Below are 20,138 nucleotides of genomic sequence, written 5' to 3' on the forward strand. Positions count from 1 at the left end.
GTGGCGGAAGTGCCATTGCTGCCATTTCGCCTGTTATATTGGCTAAAGAAAAGCAGGTTTCTGTGGCCTTGGGCTGCATATTTATTTTTAATGCGCTTGCACTGTTGGTTTTTCCAATAGTTGGACATTATTTCAATCTTTCCCAAAACCAGTTTGGTTTGTGGTGCGCTATTGCCATACACGATACGAGTTCGGTGGTAGGCGCGGCAAGTAAATATGGCGCTAAAGCTTTAGAAGTAGCTACCACAGTAAAACTGGCACGTGCACTTTGGATTATCCCGGTTGCTTTTCTTTCCACATTTTTGTTTAAAAACCCTTCAAAGAAAATCAGTTTCCCTTATTTTATTCTGTTGTTCGTTATTGCTATTGTAGTCAATACTTATCTTCCGGTAATGGCAGTGCTAAGTCCATATTTAACCGCTATGGCCAAATGCGGATTAACACTTACTTTGTTTCTGATCGGTGCAGGGCTTTCGAGAAAAACATTATTCTCCGTTGGCTTTAAACCTTTGTTACAGGGGCTGTTGCTCTGGGTCTTAATTTCTGTAATTGCGCTGTATGCTGTGGCGCAGTTAGGATAGAGGTGTAAAATGACTATAAATATCTGTCTTTCTCCTCAATCTGCAGGTCGTTAATGCTTGCAAACCTTTTCTGCATCAGGCCATTTTCGTCAAATTCCCAAAGTTCGTTTCCGTAACTGCGGTGCCATTGGCCGGTAGCATTGCGCCACTCGTATTCGAACCTTACTGCAATGCGGTTTCCGGCAAAGGTCCAAAGCTCTTTTTTAAGTTTATAATCAAGTTCTTTTTCCCATTTACGGGTTAAAAATGCTTTTACTTCTTCACGGCCGTTGATAAAATCAGTACGGTTGCGCCATTCGGTATCGATGGTGTAGGCCAAACATACCCTTTCCGGATCACGGCTGTTCCATGCATCTTCGGCCATCTGTACTTTTTGCAATGCGGTTTCGTGTGTAAATGGCGGTAAAGGCAGTTTTTGTTCCATGGTTTTAAAGTCGATATTTTTTATCAAAACTATACATGATATTTAACCGTTCCAAATGATTTAAAAAGATTAATGCCATCATTATTTGTGATTGATATAATGGTGATTTTTACAGAACAGCATAAGCGTACTACAGGTATGATTTGTGCAAGGCCCGGTGCACCAATACAGGAGCACCGGGGGATATTTTTTTAAAATTCAGCATCTATAAACTATAGAAAAAGCTTCGGAGCTCATTTACCCAGGCATCGGGTACTTCCAATGCTGCGAAATGACCACCTTTTTCCATTTTATTAAAACGCTTTACATTAACCATTCGTTGTGCCCATTCTATCGGCACCGGTGCTTCTGCCGGGAATATACTTACCGCAGTTGGCGTTTTCACGTATTCGGCCGAAGGCGAAGGCTGGCCCGACCATCCTGCCCTTGCATTTTCGAGGTAAGTGCGGATAGAAGTATTAATGGTTTGACTTACCCAGTAAATCATGATATTGGTAATTAGTTCATCTTTGGTAAAGCTATTTTCAATATTGCCATCGGTATCGCTCCAACTGTTAAATTTTTCAGTTATCCAAGCGGCAAGCCCTGCGGGCGAATCGTTAAGTCCATAACCCAATGTTTGCGGTTTTGTAGATTGGATCATATTATATGCGCCTTCTGTATACCACCATTGCTGGATAAACTGGCCAAACTCCTGTTCCGGAGCCGACATTGTAGACCAGTCTTCCTGTCCGTTAGGGTAACCTACATCCGTAAGGTGGATGGCGATAACCCGGTCGGGCTGCTGATTGGCGAGCGATTTGGTTACAATTGCGCCGATATCGCCACCTGCAGCATAATATTGTTCGTAACCTAAAACCGCTGTCATCAGTTTCGCCCATAAAGCTGCTACCTGATCTGTATTAAGGGCTACGCGGTCTGAAAAACCGAAACCTGGCAGGGAAGGTATAATCAGGTCAAAAGATTGTTCGCTATTGCCATCTGCACTTTGCGGATCGGTTAATAAAGGGATTACCTTATAAAACCGGTAAAAACTATCAGGCCAGCCATGGGTTAGTAAAAGTGGCTTCGGATTTTTGCCCTTGCCTTTAATGTGGATGAAATGGATGTTAATGCCATCTATTTCGGCTTTAAACTGTGGGATTGCATTCAGTGCCGATTCATGTTTACGCCAGTCGTAATCTTTTTGCCAATAGGTAAGCAGTTCTTTTAAATAAGTAGGGTTGGTGCCATAATTCCATTCGGCTCCTTCAGGCTCATCTGGCCAACGGGTGTGCTGTAGGCGGTTCTGTAGATCATTGAGTACGGTTTGATCAACCTCGATTTTAAATGGGGTGATGTTTTTCATAGTTTGGTTTTTAGATAGGAAATTGTATTTAAAAATATAAAATTGTCTTTATCTTTTTAAACAGAACAGTCATAAAAATTTACCAAACTGGTTAAGGAACAGTTTGTTGAGCGTATTTAAAGCAAAAAAGCCATCATTGCTGATGGCCCATGCAAGGTTTTATGTATCGTTTAACCAATCGGCGCATAAGTGATTTCTATTACGCCATTATCGAGTTGTTTTATAGCTTTACGTTCCAAACCTGCCGATATCCCTTCGGTAAATAAACGTTTTCCGCTTCCCATAATATGCGGTTGGATCATCAGTTTCAGTTCATCAATTAAACCTTCCTTTAATAAACTCTTTACGAGGGTAGCACTGCCCTGGATCAGTATATTCCCTTCACCACTTGATTTTAGGGTTTTAATGGTATTGATAATATCCTGGTCGATAATGGTCGAATTTTCCCAGCCTGCTTCCTGCATCGTGCCCGATACCACATACTTTTCGGTCTGGTTCAGTTTGTCGGCAACACCCATTTCATTGTTTTTAAGCGACGACCAATAAGGAAATAACATTTCGTAGGTTTTGCGGCCATATAACATGGTTGTGCAATCGTGGATATTTTCAGCGATCAAAGCACCGCGGCTATCACTGTGGTAGGGATTGAACCATTCGGCCATTGAACTGGCGTCGGAGATGCCATCTAACGACATCCATTCTGTTGCGATTATCTTTCTCATCGTGTTTAAATTTTAATCAAAATTAGTATGGGAAAGGGGGGCGAAAATAGAACAGAACCGACAAAATTTATTTTTCAGGTGCGTAACCGGAGCGCAATGCAAGGTAATCTTTAGGGCTTAAACCTGTAAATTCCTTAAATACGCGGATAAAATGGCTCTGATCAGAAAAGCCATGCTGGTAGGCTATGTCGCCCAGTTTGCTGAACTCAAAATGATTGAGCTGCTGGAAAGCCGCATGGAACTGGCATATCCTTTTATATTGTTTTGGTGAAATGCCGATATGATCTTCAAAAAGCCGTTGCACTGACCTTTCGGTACTAAAAAGGTTTTCCCTGAGCGCAGTTAATGCAGTGGCACTGGTATTTTTTTGGAGAGCAGAGGTGGCAAAAGCAATCCGGCTATAATCAATGGTATCACTGGCGATCTGCTGTAAAAGAAAAGCATTGATCAGTTTTAGCTGTTCGTCAACCGGACCGGCATTTAAAAGCTGCTCCTGCAGGCCGATCGCTTTTGCCGGTTGCAGTTCGTTTACATCAATAAGTGTGTCGGTTAGTTCGGCGGCGGCAATGCCAAACACGGCCTTAACCGCAAAGGAATGAAGAAAATAAGCGATTAAAACAAAATGGTTATCAATATGGAGATTGGAAGGGGCAATTGCCTGTCCGTACAAACTGAGGTGGTTTACGGCATCTCCGTTCCGCCGCCCCTTTGTGTTTTGGAATATCAGGGTTGGTGCACCGTTGGCATAAAGCGGTAGCATAAAATCCGATCGATTGTCTCTGTACTCCAGTACCATGATGCTCCTTACATAAGAAGAAAGTGCAGGGGGTGGAAGCAATGACCTGATATTCAAAACCTGTATTTTTATTACCATGAAGATAATAAATGATGGTCCAAATTAAAAATTATCTAACGAAACGCAGAAAAACAACAATTTTCAAATAAAAGGGTACTTAAAGTCTTTTATTTCATGTTAAGAATAGGCTTGTCGGAATTTGCCCCCTAAGTTGTCGCTTCCTCACGCGATTGAATTCTGAAATGAGCTTCATATTTGTATTGATAACAAGATTAAAACTAAAAAACGATATGAAAAATTTATTTAACACCAGGAATTCCCTTAAAGCATTACTGCTTATCATAATGGTGATGTGCAGCGTAATGCGATCGAATGCACAGATCAAACCTGTTAACAGCGGTTATGCACCGGCCAACGGCACCAAAGTTTATTATGAAGTTTATGGACAAGGAAAGCCCATCATTTTACTGCACGGCGCTTTTATGACCATCGGTATGAATTGGGGCCAATTGATCCCCGAGTTATCCAAAACCAGAAAAGTAATTGCCATTGAATTACAGGGGCATGGGCATACACCGTATTCAGATCGGAAACTAGCACATGCCACCTTGGCAAAAGATGTGCTTGGGGTAATGGATTACCTGAAAGTTGACAGTGCCGATGTGGTAGGTTATAGTTTTGGTGGTGCCATTGCTTACGAATTTGCCATACAGAACCCAAAACGTTTAAATAAACTTGTCATTATTTCTTCAACCTATAAAAGCACAGGTTGGCTGCCTGAGATAAACAATGCTTTTAAAAACATGAAACCAGAACTCTTTGAAAACAGCCCAATGAAAACTGCTTATGATGCCGTTGCACCCGATAAAACAAAATGGATTCCGTTTTTAAAACAGATGATGGCATCGGCAGGAGAGCCATTTGATTTAGGTGAAGCCAATATTGCTAAAATCACCTCACCGGTATTGATTATAGCAGGCGACAATGATGGTTTGGATAAAATTGAACTGGCTAAAACCTATCAGTTACTGGGCGGTGGAAAAGTTGCCGATTTCGGTGTAATGCCAAAATCCCAATTGGCCATTGTGTCAGGGCAGGGACATGTGAGCCTGATGATGCAGACCAAAACAATTTTGGGGTATCTGGATGGTTTTTTGAAATAAATAGATAAAATAATAAGTTAAACTATAAATCAAGGCGATATGAGAAAGATAACTGTTTTAACCATGCTTACACTAGACGGTGTAATGCAGGCACCAGGCGGCCCTGAAGAAGATACATCGGGCGGTTTCGAATATGGAGGCTGGACGGCATCCTACGGTGATGAGATTTTTGGAAAGATTATACAGGAAGAGCTAAAACCCGCTGAATATCTTCTGGGTAGAAAAACATTTGAAATTTTCGAATCCTACTGGCCGCAGCATGCCGGTTTTTGGCCGGGCATTAACGATGGTGCCAAGTATGTCCTATCTGAGACCAGGGAAAAATCGGATTGGAAAAATACCAATTTCCTTAAAAGTGTGGAAGATATCAAAAAACTTAAAAATTCGGAGGGCGGCGATATCCAGGTTTGGGGAAGTAGCGAACTGATCCAGCTTTTGCTTAAGAACGACCTGGTTGATGAACTCCGACTTAAAATTTACCCCTTAACACTGGGGCAGGGGAAAAAACTGTTCGAAAACGGCACCATTCCGGCTGCGCTTAGCCTAACAGAAAGCGTGGTAACGCCAAGTGGGGTAATTATTGTAAGTTATAAAAGGGCAGGAGAGGTAAAAACGGGTACTGTGGGGGCTTAATAGGTAGATTTAGAAAAAGATCCAGACCAAAGCCATATCACATCAGGAGTTAAAAACAGCCTTCCGTTTTCCCCGGAAGGCTGTTATGGAAAAGATTAGAAAATAAGGATATCGTAGCCTTCGTTCCTAAGGTTTAAGAAACTTGGTAAACCAGGGGTTCCGGGTACTTCATTGTCATTTAAAAGATCATAACCCGATACCTCGGTACCAAATACGGCAACACATCCTTTAGAAAGACCGTGAACATAATCTTTTACTTCTGCATAAAGTCCGTTAACCGGATGTTCAGGTTTCTCAAGCTGCTCAGGCCATCTTATTCCTGCACCCTGAAAAATGATTTTTACCTCTTCACCTGCGTGTTTAAATTCGTATGCCGATGCCAAAGCGTTGAATACGCGACCAAGTGCTTCCTCTGAACCAGCCTTGGGATCAGAAAGGATAATAACTGCTGTTTTTTTCATAAAGAATAATTATTTACACTGCAAAGGTGTGGCGATATTGCTTGTTTAAGAATGGATGATTTTTACTTTGTAATAGAGATTTTTACTTTATCGGTTATAGCGTAATACTGTGCACAAATGTTGAAAAAGCAAAAGCGGACCTCTGTAAAAAGATCCGCTTTTGGAATTGTTGAGTTTTAAAGGTAAACTACGTTTTTTTGTTAAGAGCCTGGCCGAACAAAAGTCTGCCATCCGCGCATGGTTTCGATAAAGCGCTCGCTCAGCCCTCCTTTACGCAGGTATTCGGCTGTTACAGGCAACTTCGGACTATCGTACATCGGATTTGCCTTTACCTGTAAAGGAAAGTCGCGCTGAAGAATGCCTGCCCTTGCAATAAGAACAAAATCGCATCCTTCATCCAGCAGCTGCGCTGCACGTTGGGCACTCATTATTTTGCCGGCGGCACCCAGGCGTACACCTTTTCGGGGAAGTTCGGTAAAAACGCTGAGCATGGTTTTCCCCTGGTACATTCCCTCTCTAACCAGCTGGGCCGAATCCCATAGGGCAAGGTCGAGATAGTCGATCAGCTCACGGTCAAAAATCTCTGCCGTAACTTCTCGTAACTCTTCTAACCGCAGGCCATACCGCTCGATGGATAATCGCCAGCCTATCTGGAAATCAGGTCCGCAGGCCTTTCTGATTCCTTCAATAACCTCAATGGTGAAACGTGCCCTGTTTTCCATGCTTCCACCATATTTGTCACTGCGGTCGTTTAAATTGGGCGACATAAATTCCGATAGTATCCAGCCGAAGGCACCATGCACAGAAATTCCGTCGAAACCTGCCAATTGTGCCCTTTTTGCTGCGGCAATAAAGCTATCGCGGATCCGCTCTACCTCTTCAGTGCTGATCGCCCTCACACCAGGTATCGTTTTACCAGAGGCAGGGGCCGGTATGCCACCTACTTCGGGCCGCGCACGGTGCCCTGCATGGTGCAATTGTACTGCCGATAATGCACCGCCCGCGCGTATGGTTTTCGCCATTTGTGTAAGGCCCGGAAGATGATCGTCGCTATGGATACCCAATTGGCGCTCGAATGCTATGCCACCGGCTTCAACGGTTGATGCACTGGTTTGTATCAATCCGTAAAAACCCTGTGAGAGCTGCTCCATCCAGGATTGGTCGTATTCGGATGCCGTACCGTCGTAATCGCTCTGCTGACTGGTTAAGGGTGCTAGCATGAAACGGTTTCTCATTGCCGGACCATGCAGCAATGTGAGTGGCTTAAAAAGATCAGAAACAGACATTCTTTTAAATTTTGTGGTTTTACTTTTATAGAATTTAATCTACCGCAAAGATGCCCCGATGGCCATTTATAGAGAATGGATGATTTTTACTATTTAATGGATCTTTTACTTGAGGGGGAATCTTTTATTGTAATTTAAGCTGCCTTTGTATCGTTGCTCTCGGAACCAAAACGGTCAAGAAACTCAAGATATAATGGAACGCTCCTTTCAATCCACTCCGCTGTAGGCTCGAACGTCATTCCGTAGTAAGCAAAAAATGGTTGGTAATCGGCTTTTATATAATCGAATAGGGCTTCGAACGGACGGGTGAGTTCTTCGAGGGTATATTTGAAAATTGTACCATGCTGTAAATGTTCTTCTTTCAAGCCTAGCGAAATAGCCAATGCAACTTTTTTTCCCTTAAATTTAAAGCCACTTGTACTGCCATAGGCCCAGCCGTGTGTAAGCACTTCGTCGAACCATTTTTTTAGCAATGCAGGCGAATGGTACCAATAGTAAGGGAATTGGAAGATAATCCGGTCATGTTCTTCAACCAGTTTTTGTTCTGCCCTTATATCAAATTTTTGGTCAGGATACGTTTCATGAAGTTGGTGGACATGAAACTTTTCCGGATGTTTTGCTAATTCTTTAAGCCATCTTTTGTTTATCACCGAATTGTTAATGTCAGGATGCGTTACGATAATCAATGTTTTTTCCATGTTGAATTATATTTTGTTTATTAAAGAGAATTCGGCTTTAATGCCCTATACATGTTTTTTCTTCGTATGGATTCTCTGTTTTGATAAGACAAAATTAATCCGGTTTCTTGAGCGCCTATTTCTCCAAAAGTTCAGAAAATATCAGCTAAAGTTCAGTAGGGAAGCAGTCTGAAATGATGACTTTATTATTCGGTTTTTTATTGAAAAGAGGATGAATCCAACACCAAATCAATCAAAGCTTAATTAGACAATTATTAAATGTATTTGGATCAGCCATCGAGATCAGGTGGTCAAAAACGGGGCGTAAAGTTTGGAATGAGAATCGGTGTAAACCATTACCGGGATCCCTGTTACCCAAAAAATTTATGTAACGGATAATTTTTGACGTAATACAGCCCTAAGATAGTCGTTTTTGCACATCACTTTACACGATGTTAGTTCCGATCTTTATAATAGATTAATCAAAACAACTTAATTGAGCGAATCTTAGATCAATAACCTTTGTTCGATTATTAACATTAATTTAAATGCCTTTTGTAGATCTTTTTAACAAGGATTCGTCACCCTGAATTTATTTCAGGGTCTATCATGCAGGAAAGATGCTGAAATAAATTCAGCATGACGAATAGATCCAGACTAGTCGCTTTTAAAGCACTTTTTTTTAACAAATAATTATCGAACTCAGGTTAGTAAAATCAATAAAGAAGAATAACTATAAACATCATTATCAATTTATATTCCAATGAAAAATAATATCAATCCGGCATTACAGGAGTTAAAGCAATTTATTGGCGCATGGGAAATGGAAATATCAAATGCATCTTTCTTACCCGATGCCAATGCAGTTATTAAGGCAAAAGCATCATTTGAATGGTTTGAAGAAGGTGAATTTCTAATTTTTAGGCAGGGTACAAAAAATAGTGGAACACCCTGGGCGATATGGTTTATCGGTCATGATAAAGATGCACAGCACTACACTGTACTTTATATTGATGATCAACAATCTTCGCGGGTATATGAAATGAGTTTTGAAAACAGCAAATGGAAGATGTGGCGCAATGCCCCCGAATTTATACAACGCTTTACCGGCGAGATTAACCAAGATAAAAACATCATCTCGGGATATTGGGAGAAGTGCGTAGATGGTAGAAACTGGGAGCACGACTTTAATCTTACTTATAAAAAAGCCAAATAGAACCAAAAAAATGTTCTAGACAGGAAAATTAATTAAGGATTCAACTGTTCGGAAATTCCGAACAGTTCAAAGGGAAGGCACAAGAGAAATTAGTAGAGAAAGGAATTATTATAATCTGGACAATTGTTTGCTTGAAAAAACGCAACTCTACAACTTTTGGTATTGATCTTCCATTAATTCTACTTGTTATCGTAAGAATGTATGCGACATTATAACAAAAAAAGCCATCATTTCTGATGGCTTTTAATTCGATTTTTTTGTTGTACTCGGGGCGGGAATCGAACCCGCACGCCTTTGAAAGCACAGGATTTTAAGTCCTGCGTGTCTACCAGTTCCACCACCCGAGCATTAGCCGCTACCGATCTCCATCGGCTTGGTTAACTTTAAAATAAATGCCTTCTGGTAGGAAGGCATTTATTTGGAGCGAAAGACGAGATTCGAACTCGCGACCCCGACCTTGGCAAGGTCGTGCTCTACCAACTGAGCTACTTTCGCATTTACAAAACTGATGTTGTTGTTTCGTTTTGGTGATGCAAATATAGGCAGATTTCTATATCTGTCAAGGAATTTCTTGTTAAAAATTTAATATTTAATTTAAATTGCTGGCTTTCAGTGCAAGTAAAATTAAATCAGTTTCGAAACCTTTTGCCTGAAGGTAGCCCATCAGCTTATTTTTTCTTTTAAACGGATCATTTTCGGACAGACTTTCTGCTTTTTTTACCGCCAGTTTTTCTATCGCCTGTAAATAATCATCCTCATCGATACTGTAAATTGCCTTTTGTAAAATTTTATCGGGCACGCCTTTCAATTTTAAACCCTGTTTAATTTTAACCCGGCCCCAGTGTTTAATGTTAAATTTGCCCGATGCGTAGCTTTTTGCAAAACGCTCTTCATTTAAAAAATTGTTTACAATCAGTTCGGTGATAATTTCTTCCAGTTCATCGCCACGCATGCCCCATTCTACCAGTTTATAACGCACTTCTTTTTGTGAACGCTCCTGATAAACACAAAAATTTTCCGCTTTGGCCAAAGCTTGTTTTTTATCTAATATTACTGCCTCTTGTTTACCGCTTTTCATAATTAATTACTGAAATTCGTAAAAATAAAAGCGATTACCGTATTTTTCTGAAGATAATAACATGCAAAACCCGATATATACCATTGCCAAAATAGCCGAAATTTTAAATGCCGATACCAAATTGGTTGATGGAGAGGTGATTATTCAATATCTGGTGATGGATAGCCGTTCGGTTTTGATGCCCGAAAATTCGATATTTTTTGCTCTTTCTTCACACCGTGACGGACATGAATTTATCAGAGATGCCTATGCAAAGGATATCCGTAATTTTGTAATTACCGAAGCTAAATACGTTAACCAATACCCTGATTGTAATTTTTTACTTGTTGATGATGCTTTAACAGCCTTGCAAAAACTTGCCATTTATCACCGGAAACAATTTGATCTTAAAACAATCGGCATTACCGGAAGTAATGGCAAAACCATTGTTAAAGAATGGCTCTATCAGCTTTTGGCAGCCGATTTCAATATTGTTAGGAGCCCGAAAAGTTATAACTCACAGATTGGCGTACCACTTTCTGTTTGGCAGATTGAGGCAGACGATACAATGGGGATTTTTGAGGCCGGTATTTCTGCCGTTAACGAAATGCAGCATTTGGCCGAAATTATCCAGCCTGAAGTCGGTATTTTAACCAATATCGGCGAGGCGCATGCCGAAGGTTTTAGTTCTAAAAAAGAAAAACTCAGCGAAAAACTAAAACTCTTTAAAGATTCAGATTTATTGATCTATTCGCCTGAATATGTAACAGAGGTAAACGAAAAAGATTTACCGGGTAAGAAAAAGTTTAGCTGGAGCAGTAAACAAGTGGCAGATTTACAGATTACCACCGTCGAACCTATAGAAGGAAATTGCTATTTAAGGGCCATTTATCAGGATGCAGAAATAGAATGCATTTTACCTTTTAAGGATAAAGCCTCGATAGAAAATGGAATGATCTGTTGGGCAACTTTATTGGCTTTGGGTTATACACCAGAGCAGGCCGACCTGCGTTTAGAAAAACTGAGCCATGTGAGCATGCGCCTCGAACTGAAAAACGGCATTAACCAGTGTTCCATTATCGACGATTCGTACAGTGCCGATATCTCTTCCTTAGCCATTGCACTCGATTTTTTAAACCAACAGAACCAGCACCCGAAAAAAACTGTAATTCTTTCCGAATTATTTGAAACAGGTAGGAATGATATTGATCTTTATACCGAAATAGCCGAATTGCTCGCTCAAAAAAAGGTAAACCGATTAATCGGTATCGGAACACATATTTCAAGCTATGCTGATCTTTTTAAGTTCGAAACGCAGTTTTTCGACGATACCAATGCTTTTATCGAAGCTTTTCCGGGTTTGCAGTTTAACCACGAAACGATATTGGTAAAAGGGGCAAGGCGTTTCGAATTTGGGCGCATCAGTAAACTCCTTACACAGAAAATACACGACACGGTTTTAGAGATCGACCTTAATGCAATGGTAGGAAACCTGCAGTTTTACCGCTCTAAAGTTAAACCTGGCGTTAAAATTATGGCCATGGTTAAAGCTTTTTCGTACGGAAGCGGCAGTTTCGAAATTGCCAATTTACTGCAGTTCCATAAGGTAGATTACCTGGCGGTAGCCTATGCTGATGAGGGGATTGCATTACGCAAAGCCGGTATTACACTGCCAATTATGGTAATGAGTCCTGAAGAATCTGCTTTCGAAGCCATTATTAAACACCGACTCGAACCCGAAATTTATAGTTTAGAAATCCTGAACAGCTTCTTAAACGCATTATCGGATTATGATTTCGATTACCCAATCCACATTAAAATAGACAGTGGCATGCACCGTTTGGGCTTTGATGAACCTGAAATAGGTACCTTATCCAGTTTGTTGAAAGACTCGGCAAGGGTAAAAGTGCAGAGTATCTTTTCCCATTTAGTAGCCAGCGATGCTGCTGAACATGATGGTTTTACCCAGCAACAGATCACTAAATTTAAAGCCATCGCCGATCAGTTGGTGGATGTTCTGGATTATAAACCATTGCTCCATATTTCCAATACTTCGGGTATTTCGCGCTGGCCCGAAGCCCAGTTTGATATGGTGCGCTTAGGAATCGGTTTATATGGTTTTGATTCTGCCCTGGCCAGCAACCGTGGCCTGCAAACAGTGATGGTGCTTAAAACAACCGTTACACAGGTAAAAACTTTAGAACCCGGCGAAACTGTAGGCTATAGCCGAAAAGGCATCATGCCGAACGGCGGAAAAATAGCCACCGTTAAAATTGGTTATGCTGATGGCTACACGCGATATTTTGGCAATGGGGTAGGTAAAATGCTTGTAAACGGATATCTAGTGCCTGTAATAGGTTCCATCTGTATGGATATGACCATGCTGGATGTTACCGGTGTCGACGTAAAACCCGGCGACGAAGCCATTGTTTTTAACCAGGAACACACCATTATGCAGCTTGCAAAAGATATCGATACCATTCCTTATGAAATTCTGACCAACATCTCGCAGAGAGTTAAAAGGGTTTATTTCTATGAGTAAGGTGATTGTTAAATTGTTTGATTGCTTCATTGTTGGTGAAATAGTCGAAAAATTACGTTAAAAGGGTTTATTTCTATGAGTAAAGGGGGTAAATTGTTCTATTGCTTCATTGTTGGTAAAATAGGCGAAAAATTACAGAGGAAATTGATCATAAATCTTCAATTAATATATTAGCAAGGAAACAATGTTACAATGCTAGCCATTTAGCCATATTCGTCAATTAATATGTTAGCAAGGAAACAATGTAACAATGCTAGCCATTTAGCCATATTTGTCAATTAATATATTAGCAAAGAAACAATGCTAGCCATTTAGCGATGCATATTTCGTCAATTAATAGCGAAGCAAGGAAACAATGTAACAATCCTAACCATTTAACCATATTTTTCCTAATTTTGCACCATGAATAAAGTCGGGAAAGCTATTTTAAACTATTTGATCAAAGGTTTATTAATTGTTGTACCCATTGCCGTGAGTATTTTTATTGTGGTTTGGGCAGTTACAACGGTTGATAGCTGGTTAAATGTGAATAATATATTGGGCGTAAACCCGCGCACAGGTGAAAGCCGCAATATTCCAGGTTTAGGCTTACTTACCGTTTTGGCCCTTATTTTAACCGCAGGTATCTTTGTAACCAATTTCGTAACCGAACCGATGTACAATTGGTTCCAGCGCATGATGCAGCGATTGCCCTTACTAAACTTCATTTATTCGTCTATCAAGGATTTAACAGAAGCTTTTGTAGGCGACGAAAAGAAATTTAACCATCCGGTGCTGGTAGAAGTGGAGGGAGGACTTAAGAAAATCGGCTTTTTAACGCAGAGTGATCTGCATAAACTCGATCTGCCGGATGAAGTTGCCGTATATTTTCCACTTTCTTATTCTTTTGCCGGTCAGCTTTGCATTGTAAAAAAGGATAAAGTTGCCGATTTAAATATGACTGCGGCCGACGCCATGAAACTCGTAGTGAGCGGTGGGGTAAGCGGACTATAAATATTTTCCTGAATGATCACCATCTATCATAATAACCGTTGTACCAAAAGCCGTTGTGCTTTAGCCGAGCTCGAGAAAAGCGGAAAAGATTTCGAAGTAGTGTACTATCTCGAAACGCCTCCCAACAAAGCCGAACTCACAGAAATCATAGCCAAATTGGGTATCAAACCATTAGAACTGATCCGTAAAGGTGAAAAGATTTTTACCGAAAATTATAAAGGTAAAACCCTCAGCGATGATAAATGGATTGATGTGATGATTGACCATCCCATTTTAATTGAAAGACCAATTGTTATTTCTGAAGATAAAGCCATAATCGCCCGGCCAACGGAAAAGATTAAAGAGATTTTAGATTAACTCAACTTCAGAAGTCTAAAAAGGAAAAGAGCGAAGGAAAGACTTCGGAAGTTTCTCTCGCAATACGTTACCCTGATCCAATAGTCGTCACCCTGAATTTATTTCAGGGTCTATTTGGTAGGAAAGACTAGCGTGTTTTTGGGATAAAGAAAACCTTCTAGTTGTAGCGTCTCGCTACGACATGCCAATAAGTTTCTATTTTTAGGTCTTAGCGAGATGCTAAGACTAGCGTGTGATGACGGCGAATGCAATCCCTTCTCTTTGTAGCGTCTCGCTACGACATGCCAATAAGTTTCTTTTTTCAGGTCTTAACGAGACGCTAAGACTAGCGTGTTTTTTGGGATTAAAATATCCCTTTAAAAGTAACCGCACAAAATATAAAAATGAGCAGGCCGAAAAGTAATCTCGAGTAATATTCGCGTACAAAAAGGCCCGATAAAACCAGCATATCATCATCAACATTGCTATGGATCACACCATTTCCTGCCGATGCATTAAAAAGAATCTGTTTGTCTGTATGGTTATTTAACGACCAACGGCTTAACCAGCTGTTTTGGTAGCTCCAGTCAAAAGTTTCGCCCGAAGCAAATACAATTTTGGCTTTAAAACCCAGCCAATCGTAGGTAATTACCGCTAAAACCGTGTTTTTATTGTCGATAATCTTTGTTTCTGGCTTAGAAAAACCTTCGCTTTTTAGCATATAGATGCCTGCCTGGGTGGTGGCAATTGCTGAGTTTTTCCACGAACCAAAATTCATGGAAAATTTTAAATACCCATTATTTATTACCTGATAATTGCTATCAAATAAACCTTTTCTCCAATTTAATACCTGTTCCATCTCACAAAAGGATTTAATTATTTATTAATGATGACGGTTGATCGAAACTGTAATAAGCGGTACAAAACAGGCAACAAGTACAGCTGCACGTTTGTTATAAATCTGTTTAATAAACAAACCTGCAACAATTAATAACTCATTGTCTGTATCGGTAGATATTGCTCCGCTATTACTGCTCGAGCTGTACATAATATGCGCATCTTTATAATTACTTACCGTAAACTGCGATTTCCATATCCCTGTCGATTTCCATTCGTATTGCTCGCCTGTATTTAAACTGATTACCGCTTTCGATTTCCAACTGTCGTAAGTGATGATTGCAACCACCACATTCGTTTTTCTGTCGATTACTTTCGTTCTATATCTCCAAAAACCTTCATTTACAAACTGGTAGTTTTTATCCTCAAACATGCTTTCGGCATCATTTCTCCAGGCACTAAAAGTGATCATTCCTTTTTGAACACCATCTACAAAGAGCTGAAAGTTTCCGCTAAACCAATTGTTTTTCCAGTTGATGAATCTCGACATATTAATTGCGTTTTATTTTAGATAGTAGTTTCTTTCAGATGTTACAATAAAATAAGACATAAAAAAAGTGCTTATTGTTTGTAAGCACTTTTTTAGTTCACAGTTTTCAATTATCAGTTTTCAGTTAACCAATAAGCAATTTACAGTTGGCAATTGGCAGTTTACAGTTAACCGATTTAGACAATTAACCGATTAACCAATAAAGGTTTTCAGTTAACCAATAAACAGTTTGCAATTGGCAGTTAACCGATTTAAACAATTAACCATTTAACCAAAAAACTAGAAATTCGGTTTAAGCACATATTTGTCGTAGAAACGGAAAATATGTTCTGCGGCTTCTTCGGCCGTATCTACCAATCTGAAAAGGTTTAAATCTTCTTCGTGGATATTGTGTTCTTTTTGTAACATGGTTCCCTTGATCCATTCAATTAATCCGCCCCAATAATCAACACCAACCAATACAATCGGGAAACGTGCAATTTTTCCGGTCTGGATTAAGGTTAAAGCTTCAAAAAGCTCATCCATAGTACCAAAACCACCTGGTAAAACCACAAAACCCTGACTATATTTCATGAACATCACTTTGCGTACAAAGAAATAATCGAACTCTAATAACTTATTATGATCGATATATTTATTGTGGAACTGCTCAAATGGTAACTCGATATTTAAACCTACCGATTTACCACCGTTGGTATGGGCGCCTTTATTACCGGCTTCCATAATACCCGGACCACCACCTGTAATTACACCATAACCGCGATCGGTTAATAATTTACCACACTGCTCTGCCAATTGGTAGTATCTATGTGTTTGGGGCGTACGGGCCGACCCGTAAATGGTAACACATGGGCCAATTTTAGCCAGTTTTTCAAAGCCATCAACAAATTCGGCCATGATTTTAAAAATTTGCCAGGAATCGGTTACTTTGATTTCCTGCCAGTCTTTGTTCTCGAAAGCACTTCTAATTTTTTCTTCACTCGTCATATACTGTTATTCTAATATTAAAATTTGGTCTGTGCATCAGTTTTTTTGCTGATGAACAACAAGCCTATAAATGTGATTAAACCGTTTATTAAAATCAGTTCAACACTAAAAACATATCCGCCCAATAATTTGGTCGAATTGCTTGCAAGCAAGTAACATAAAAAAGGTGATAATAAACAAACTATCGGCACTAATTTATCATGAAGCCCGCGTTTTTTTACAAATAATCCAAAACTGTAAAGTCCTAAAAGCGGTCCGTAGGTGTAAGAAGCAATAGTAAAAATCAGACTTACTACCGACGAGCTGTTCAGCGCATTGATGACGATAATCACCAAAAACATGAGAATCGAAAATGCAACATGCACTATATGACGTCTTTTTACAGCAGTTTCGGCATTTAGATCCGATTTTTTATCCATACCCAAAAAGTCGACACAGAACGAAGTTGTTAATGCTGTTAGGGCCGAATCGGTGGTTGCAAAAGTAGCTGCGGTTAAACCCAGCATAAAAATAATGGCCGGCACCGCACCAAGATTATTCAAGGCAATTTCGGGGAATAATAAATCTGTTCTCGGTTTTCCGGTAATATGATCTAAAGGAATATCGATACCGTTTTTGGTAGCGAAAATGTATAATAGCGCACCCACACTTAAAAAGAACACATTTAAGATCACAAATACACCTGTAAACGTAAACATGTTTTTTTGCGCTTCCTTAATGGTACCCATGCTCAGGTTTTTCTGCATTAAATCCTGATCCAGGCCAGTCATGGCGATAGTAACAAAAATACCGCCGATAAACTGTTTACTGAAATAGAACTTGTTGGTCAGGAAATCATCTAAAAAGAATATTTTCGAATAACTGCTGTTTTTAACCGTCTCGAATGCCTGTGGAATGCTGAAATTTAAGCTGTTGCAAATAAAATAAATCGTTAAAAAAACCGATAAAACCAGGAAAAACGTTTGTAACGTATCGGTAATAATAATGGTTTTTAAACCGCCTTTAAAAGTGTACGACCAGATCAGGGCCAGTGAAATCAGCACCGTTAACCAGAATGGAATCCCATAATTGTCAAAGATAAAGCGCTGTAAAACAATTACTACCAAATATAACCTTGTGGCCGAACCCAATGTGCGGCTCAGTAAAAATATCGATGCTGCAGTTTTGTAGCTGTAATGGCCTAATCGTTTTTCGATATAGCTGTAAATCGACGTTAAGTTCATCCGGTAGTAAAGCGGAAGAAGAACCGTTGCGATAATAATAAAACCGACCGCATTGCCCAGCACAAACTGAAAATACTGAAACTGGTTTCCGCTGGGTGCCCCAACCTCTCCCGGAACGGATATAAAAGTAACACCCGAAAGTGCCGTGCCGATCATCCCAAAAGCAACTAAGTACCATTTAGAGTTACGGTTGGCAACAAAAAAAGTTGAGTTGTCGGATGAGTTTTTTGAGGTTACAAATGAAATAATGATCAGCAATAAAAAGTAACCGATCAGGAAACACAATAGGATGGTTGGAGACATAGTTTCGTATTAAGCTGATAAATGTAAAGAAAACTATCAAATCAAGCAATACATTAAGTCCGAGGTCCGAAGTAGGATGTCCGAAGATTAGTCTAAAGTCCTTAGTCTATAGTCCAAAGTCAAATCCTACAATTATCAATCACCAATATGCAATAACCAATTTACAGTGATCAATAGCAAATAGTAAAACCTTAATGCCCTTAATTTCTTAATGGTCGGGAGACGGAAAAGGTAGGATGTAAGATGGATAATGGAGGAAATAATGAACTACTAAACCATGAACCATCAACTATGAACCATCAGCCCATCAACAGTTAACCAATCCTCAGTTGGCAATTTGTAGTTTTCAGTTCGCTAGGCAACAATCAAACAATAAAGCAATCGCTACAATACAATCAAACCAATGAACTATTGAACTAAATACCTATTTTTGTATCATGAATTTTTCATCCAAGCTGCTAGAAGATGCGGTAAACGAATTCTCCAAACTTCCTGGTGTAGGGCAAAAAACAGCTTTACGTTTGGTTTTACATCTTTTAAACAAAGAACAGGAGGAGGTAAACCAGTTTGGCAATACATTTATCAAGTTAAAACAGCAGATTAAACATTGCAGCACCTGTCATAACATTTCTGATTATGCCGTGTGCGAAATCTGTACTTCGGTTAAACGTGATAAAGAAACCATATGTGTGGTAGAAGATACCCGCGATGTAATGGCTATTGAAAACACCGGCCAATATTTTGGTGTGTACCATGTGTTGGGCGGATTAATTTCTCCGATGGATGGTGTTGGTCCCGCTGATCTGTTTATTGATGGTTTGGTTGCCCGTATGATCCAGGGAGGTATTAAAGAAGTGATTTTGGCACTGAGCCCGAATATGGAAGGCGATACCACCTTGTTTTACCTCTACAAAAGATTGAAGGAATTTAATGTGCCGGTAACCACCATCGCCCGTGGAATTGCCTTTGGAGGTGAACTCGAATATGCCGATGAAATTACCCTGGGCAGATCTATTGTAACCCGCGTACCTTACGAAACCGCAATGATGAAATAATGGCAAAGCATTTTCTAGTTTTTATCACATTGTTTTTACCTGTACTGTTTGTTAATGCGCAGGTTAAAATCCATTCCCATAACGATTATACCCACGAGAAACCTTTTTATGATGCCGCTAAAAATAAAGCATTTTCAATAGAAGCGGACGTTTTTGTGGTTGGCGATTCGTTGATCGTAGCACACAGTAAGGAAGAGATCAAAGCAGGAAACACTTTGGAGAAAATGTACCTGAAGCCAATTTTAGCCTTATCTAAAACCAAAGATTTTTATCGTTTTCAATTGATGATCGATTTTAAAGAAAGCTGGGATTTAACCTATCCTGTTTTAGTGAAAACGTTAAAGCCCTACGAAAAACTGTTTTCAAAAGGAGGAAAGATAAATATTGTAATTAGCGGAAATAGACCTCCACAGAACACCTTTCATCTTTATCCCGAAATGATCAAATTTGATGGTTTGCCAGGAGTAAATTATGCACCCGAAGATTTAAAAAAAGTAACGATGATCAGTGCCAATTTTGCCGATTACTCCAAATGGAAAGGCATTGGCGAAATTCCTGAAATTGATAAAGCAAAACTAACCGAGCTGATCAAAAATGCACATCAAATTAATCAGCCATTTCGCTTTTGGGGTGCACCTGATAATATGGCTTGTTGGAAAATATTGCATGAGTTAGGTGCAGATATCATCAATACCGACAAAGTTACCCAGGCAACAAACTATTTTAAAACAAACTAATAAATTGGCATCAAGCCTTGATACTTGCTACTCAAATCTTGATACTCAATACTGAAATCTTGCTACTCAAACTGAAATCTTGCTACTACAAATGAACCTAAAAAATAAAGTAATCATCATTACCGGAGCTTCGAGCGGAATCGGAAAAGCCTGTGCCGAAGAATTTGCAAAACGTGGCGCCAATCTGGTTTTAGCTGCCCGCCAATATGTA

At 39.8% G+C, this 20,138-nt stretch carries 22 protein-coding genes and 2 tRNA genes; 10 read left to right on the top strand and 14 right to left on the bottom strand.

Annotated features, from left to right (window positions below; genetic code table 11):
• Positions 1 to 581: YeiH family protein (locus B2V92_RS16420; protein WP_293310088.1), on the top strand; the 581-nt coding region annotated here is incomplete at its 5' end.
• Between the two features lie 13 nt (positions 582 to 594).
• Here the strand turns inward: B2V92_RS16420 and B2V92_RS16425 are convergent.
• The 4 genes from B2V92_RS16425 to B2V92_RS16440 all read right to left on the bottom strand — a co-directional run bounded on the left by B2V92_RS16425 (position 595) and on the right by B2V92_RS16440 (position 3,949).
• Positions 595 to 1,005 carry a nuclear transport factor 2 family protein gene (locus B2V92_RS16425; RefSeq protein WP_293310090.1) on the bottom strand — a complete coding sequence of 137 codons (411 nt, stop codon included), beginning with the start codon at positions 1,003 to 1,005 and terminating at the stop codon, positions 595 to 597.
• 205 nt (positions 1,006 to 1,210) lie between these two features.
• The gene (locus B2V92_RS16430; protein ID WP_293310092.1) at positions 1,211 to 2,353 is read right to left on the bottom strand and encodes an epoxide hydrolase family protein; all 1,143 of its coding nucleotides are present in this window, start codon (positions 2,351 to 2,353) and stop codon (positions 1,211 to 1,213) included.
• Between the two features lie 170 nt (positions 2,354 to 2,523).
• Positions 2,524 to 3,075: a dihydrofolate reductase family protein gene (locus B2V92_RS16435; RefSeq protein ID WP_293310094.1), complete on the bottom strand. Its 552-nt coding sequence runs from the start codon at positions 3,073 to 3,075 to the stop codon at positions 2,524 to 2,526.
• A 67-nt stretch (positions 3,076 to 3,142) separates the two neighbouring features.
• On the bottom strand, positions 3,143 to 3,949 hold the full coding sequence (locus B2V92_RS16440) for a helix-turn-helix transcriptional regulator (RefSeq protein WP_293310096.1): 807 nt from the start codon (positions 3,947 to 3,949) through the stop codon (positions 3,143 to 3,145).
• A gap of 212 nt (positions 3,950 to 4,161) precedes the next feature.
• Between B2V92_RS16440 and B2V92_RS16445 the strand changes: the two genes are divergently transcribed.
• Together B2V92_RS16445 and B2V92_RS16450 are read left to right on the top strand one after the other, a co-directional pair.
• The gene (locus B2V92_RS16445) at positions 4,162 to 5,034 is read left to right on the top strand and encodes an alpha/beta fold hydrolase (RefSeq protein ID WP_293310098.1); all 873 of its coding nucleotides are present in this window, start codon (positions 4,162 to 4,164) and stop codon (positions 5,032 to 5,034) included.
• 39 nt (positions 5,035 to 5,073) lie between these two features.
• Positions 5,074 to 5,667: a dihydrofolate reductase family protein gene (locus tag B2V92_RS16450; RefSeq protein WP_293310100.1), complete on the top strand. Its 594-nt coding sequence runs from the start codon at positions 5,074 to 5,076 to the stop codon at positions 5,665 to 5,667.
• 95 nt (positions 5,668 to 5,762) lie between these two features.
• Here the strand turns inward: B2V92_RS16450 and B2V92_RS16455 are convergent, their stop codons facing one another.
• From B2V92_RS16455 to B2V92_RS16465, 3 genes are all read right to left on the bottom strand, one after another.
• Entirely contained in the window at positions 5,763 to 6,128 is a 366-nt protein-coding gene (locus tag B2V92_RS16455) for a DsrE family protein (RefSeq protein WP_293310102.1), read from the bottom strand.
• A 200-nt stretch (positions 6,129 to 6,328) separates the two neighbouring features.
• A complete protein-coding gene (locus tag B2V92_RS16460; RefSeq protein WP_293310104.1) occupies positions 6,329 to 7,414 on the bottom strand; it encodes an NADH:flavin oxidoreductase in 1,086 nt (361 codons plus the stop codon).
• 134 nt (positions 7,415 to 7,548) lie between these two features.
• A complete protein-coding gene (locus B2V92_RS16465) occupies positions 7,549 to 8,112 on the bottom strand; it encodes an NAD(P)H-dependent oxidoreductase (RefSeq protein WP_293310106.1) in 564 nt (187 codons plus the stop codon).
• A 742-nt stretch (positions 8,113 to 8,854) separates the two neighbouring features.
• Between B2V92_RS16465 and B2V92_RS16470 the strand changes: the two genes are divergently transcribed.
• Positions 8,855 to 9,307 (top strand): hypothetical protein, encoded by a 453-nt coding sequence (locus B2V92_RS16470; RefSeq protein ID WP_293310108.1) that lies wholly within the window; start codon positions 8,855 to 8,857, stop codon positions 9,305 to 9,307.
• A 263-nt stretch (positions 9,308 to 9,570) separates the two neighbouring features.
• Here B2V92_RS16470 and B2V92_RS16475 read toward each other — a convergent pair.
• The 3 genes from B2V92_RS16475 to B2V92_RS16485 all read right to left on the bottom strand — a co-directional run bounded on the left by B2V92_RS16475 (position 9,571) and on the right by B2V92_RS16485 (position 10,385).
• Positions 9,571 to 9,654, bottom strand: a tRNA-Leu gene (locus B2V92_RS16475).
• A gap of 72 nt (positions 9,655 to 9,726) precedes the next feature.
• Positions 9,727 to 9,802, bottom strand: a tRNA-Gly gene (locus tag B2V92_RS16480).
• Between the two features lie 94 nt (positions 9,803 to 9,896).
• Positions 9,897 to 10,385 carry a regulatory protein RecX gene (locus B2V92_RS16485; protein ID WP_293310110.1) on the bottom strand — a complete coding sequence of 163 codons (489 nt, stop codon included), beginning with the start codon at positions 10,383 to 10,385 and terminating at the stop codon, positions 9,897 to 9,899.
• A gap of 61 nt (positions 10,386 to 10,446) precedes the next feature.
• Here B2V92_RS16485 and B2V92_RS16490 point away from each other — a divergent pair, with 61 nt between their 5' ends.
• The 3 genes from B2V92_RS16490 to arsC all read left to right on the top strand — a co-directional run bounded on the left by B2V92_RS16490 (position 10,447) and on the right by arsC (position 14,256).
• The gene (locus B2V92_RS16490) at positions 10,447 to 12,906 is read left to right on the top strand and encodes a bifunctional UDP-N-acetylmuramoyl-tripeptide:D-alanyl-D-alanine ligase/alanine racemase (RefSeq protein WP_293310112.1); all 2,460 of its coding nucleotides are present in this window, start codon (positions 10,447 to 10,449) and stop codon (positions 12,904 to 12,906) included.
• Positions 12,907 to 13,308: 402 nt separating this feature from the next.
• Positions 13,309 to 13,899, top strand: a complete 591-nt coding sequence (locus tag B2V92_RS16495) for a DUF502 domain-containing protein (RefSeq protein WP_293310114.1) — start codon at positions 13,309 to 13,311, stop codon at positions 13,897 to 13,899.
• Positions 13,900 to 13,911: 12 nt separating this feature from the next.
• Positions 13,912 to 14,256 (top strand): arsenate reductase (glutaredoxin), encoded by a 345-nt coding sequence (gene arsC, locus B2V92_RS16500; RefSeq protein ID WP_293310116.1) that lies wholly within the window; start codon positions 13,912 to 13,914, stop codon positions 14,254 to 14,256.
• Positions 14,257 to 14,599: 343 nt separating this feature from the next.
• Here the strand turns inward: arsC and B2V92_RS16505 are convergent, their stop codons facing one another.
• From B2V92_RS16505 to B2V92_RS16520, 4 genes are all read right to left on the bottom strand, one after another.
• A complete protein-coding gene (locus B2V92_RS16505; protein ID WP_293310118.1) occupies positions 14,600 to 15,094 on the bottom strand; it encodes a hypothetical protein in 495 nt (164 codons plus the stop codon).
• A gap of 24 nt (positions 15,095 to 15,118) precedes the next feature.
• Positions 15,119 to 15,622: a hypothetical protein gene (locus B2V92_RS16510; protein ID WP_293310120.1), complete on the bottom strand. Its 504-nt coding sequence runs from the start codon at positions 15,620 to 15,622 to the stop codon at positions 15,119 to 15,121.
• A 279-nt stretch (positions 15,623 to 15,901) separates the two neighbouring features.
• Positions 15,902 to 16,609, bottom strand: coding sequence for a TIGR00730 family Rossman fold protein (locus tag B2V92_RS16515; RefSeq protein ID WP_293310122.1), 708 nt, complete (start codon positions 16,607 to 16,609; stop codon positions 15,902 to 15,904).
• A gap of 17 nt (positions 16,610 to 16,626) precedes the next feature.
• Positions 16,627 to 18,135: a sodium:solute symporter gene (locus tag B2V92_RS16520; RefSeq protein ID WP_293310123.1), complete on the bottom strand. Its 1,509-nt coding sequence runs from the start codon at positions 18,133 to 18,135 to the stop codon at positions 16,627 to 16,629.
• 437 nt (positions 18,136 to 18,572) lie between these two features.
• Between B2V92_RS16520 and recR the strand changes: the two genes are divergently transcribed.
• From recR to B2V92_RS16535, 3 genes are all read left to right on the top strand, one after another.
• Positions 18,573 to 19,190, top strand: coding sequence for a recombination mediator RecR (recR, locus tag B2V92_RS16525; protein ID WP_293310125.1), 618 nt, complete (start codon positions 18,573 to 18,575; stop codon positions 19,188 to 19,190).
• Positions 19,190 to 19,927, top strand: a complete 738-nt coding sequence (locus B2V92_RS16530; RefSeq protein ID WP_293310127.1) for a hypothetical protein — start codon at positions 19,190 to 19,192, stop codon at positions 19,925 to 19,927. The genes recR and B2V92_RS16530 overlap by 1 nt, the downstream gene beginning before the upstream one ends.
• Before the next feature lie 91 nt (positions 19,928 to 20,018).
• A partial coding sequence (locus B2V92_RS16535; RefSeq protein ID WP_293310129.1) for an SDR family NAD(P)-dependent oxidoreductase occupies positions 20,019 to 20,138 on the top strand: 120 nt, incomplete at its 3' end.

The organism is Pedobacter sp. UBA5917 (genome assembly GCF_002432345.1).
Lineage (GTDB): Bacteria > Bacteroidota > Bacteroidia > Sphingobacteriales > Sphingobacteriaceae > Pedobacter.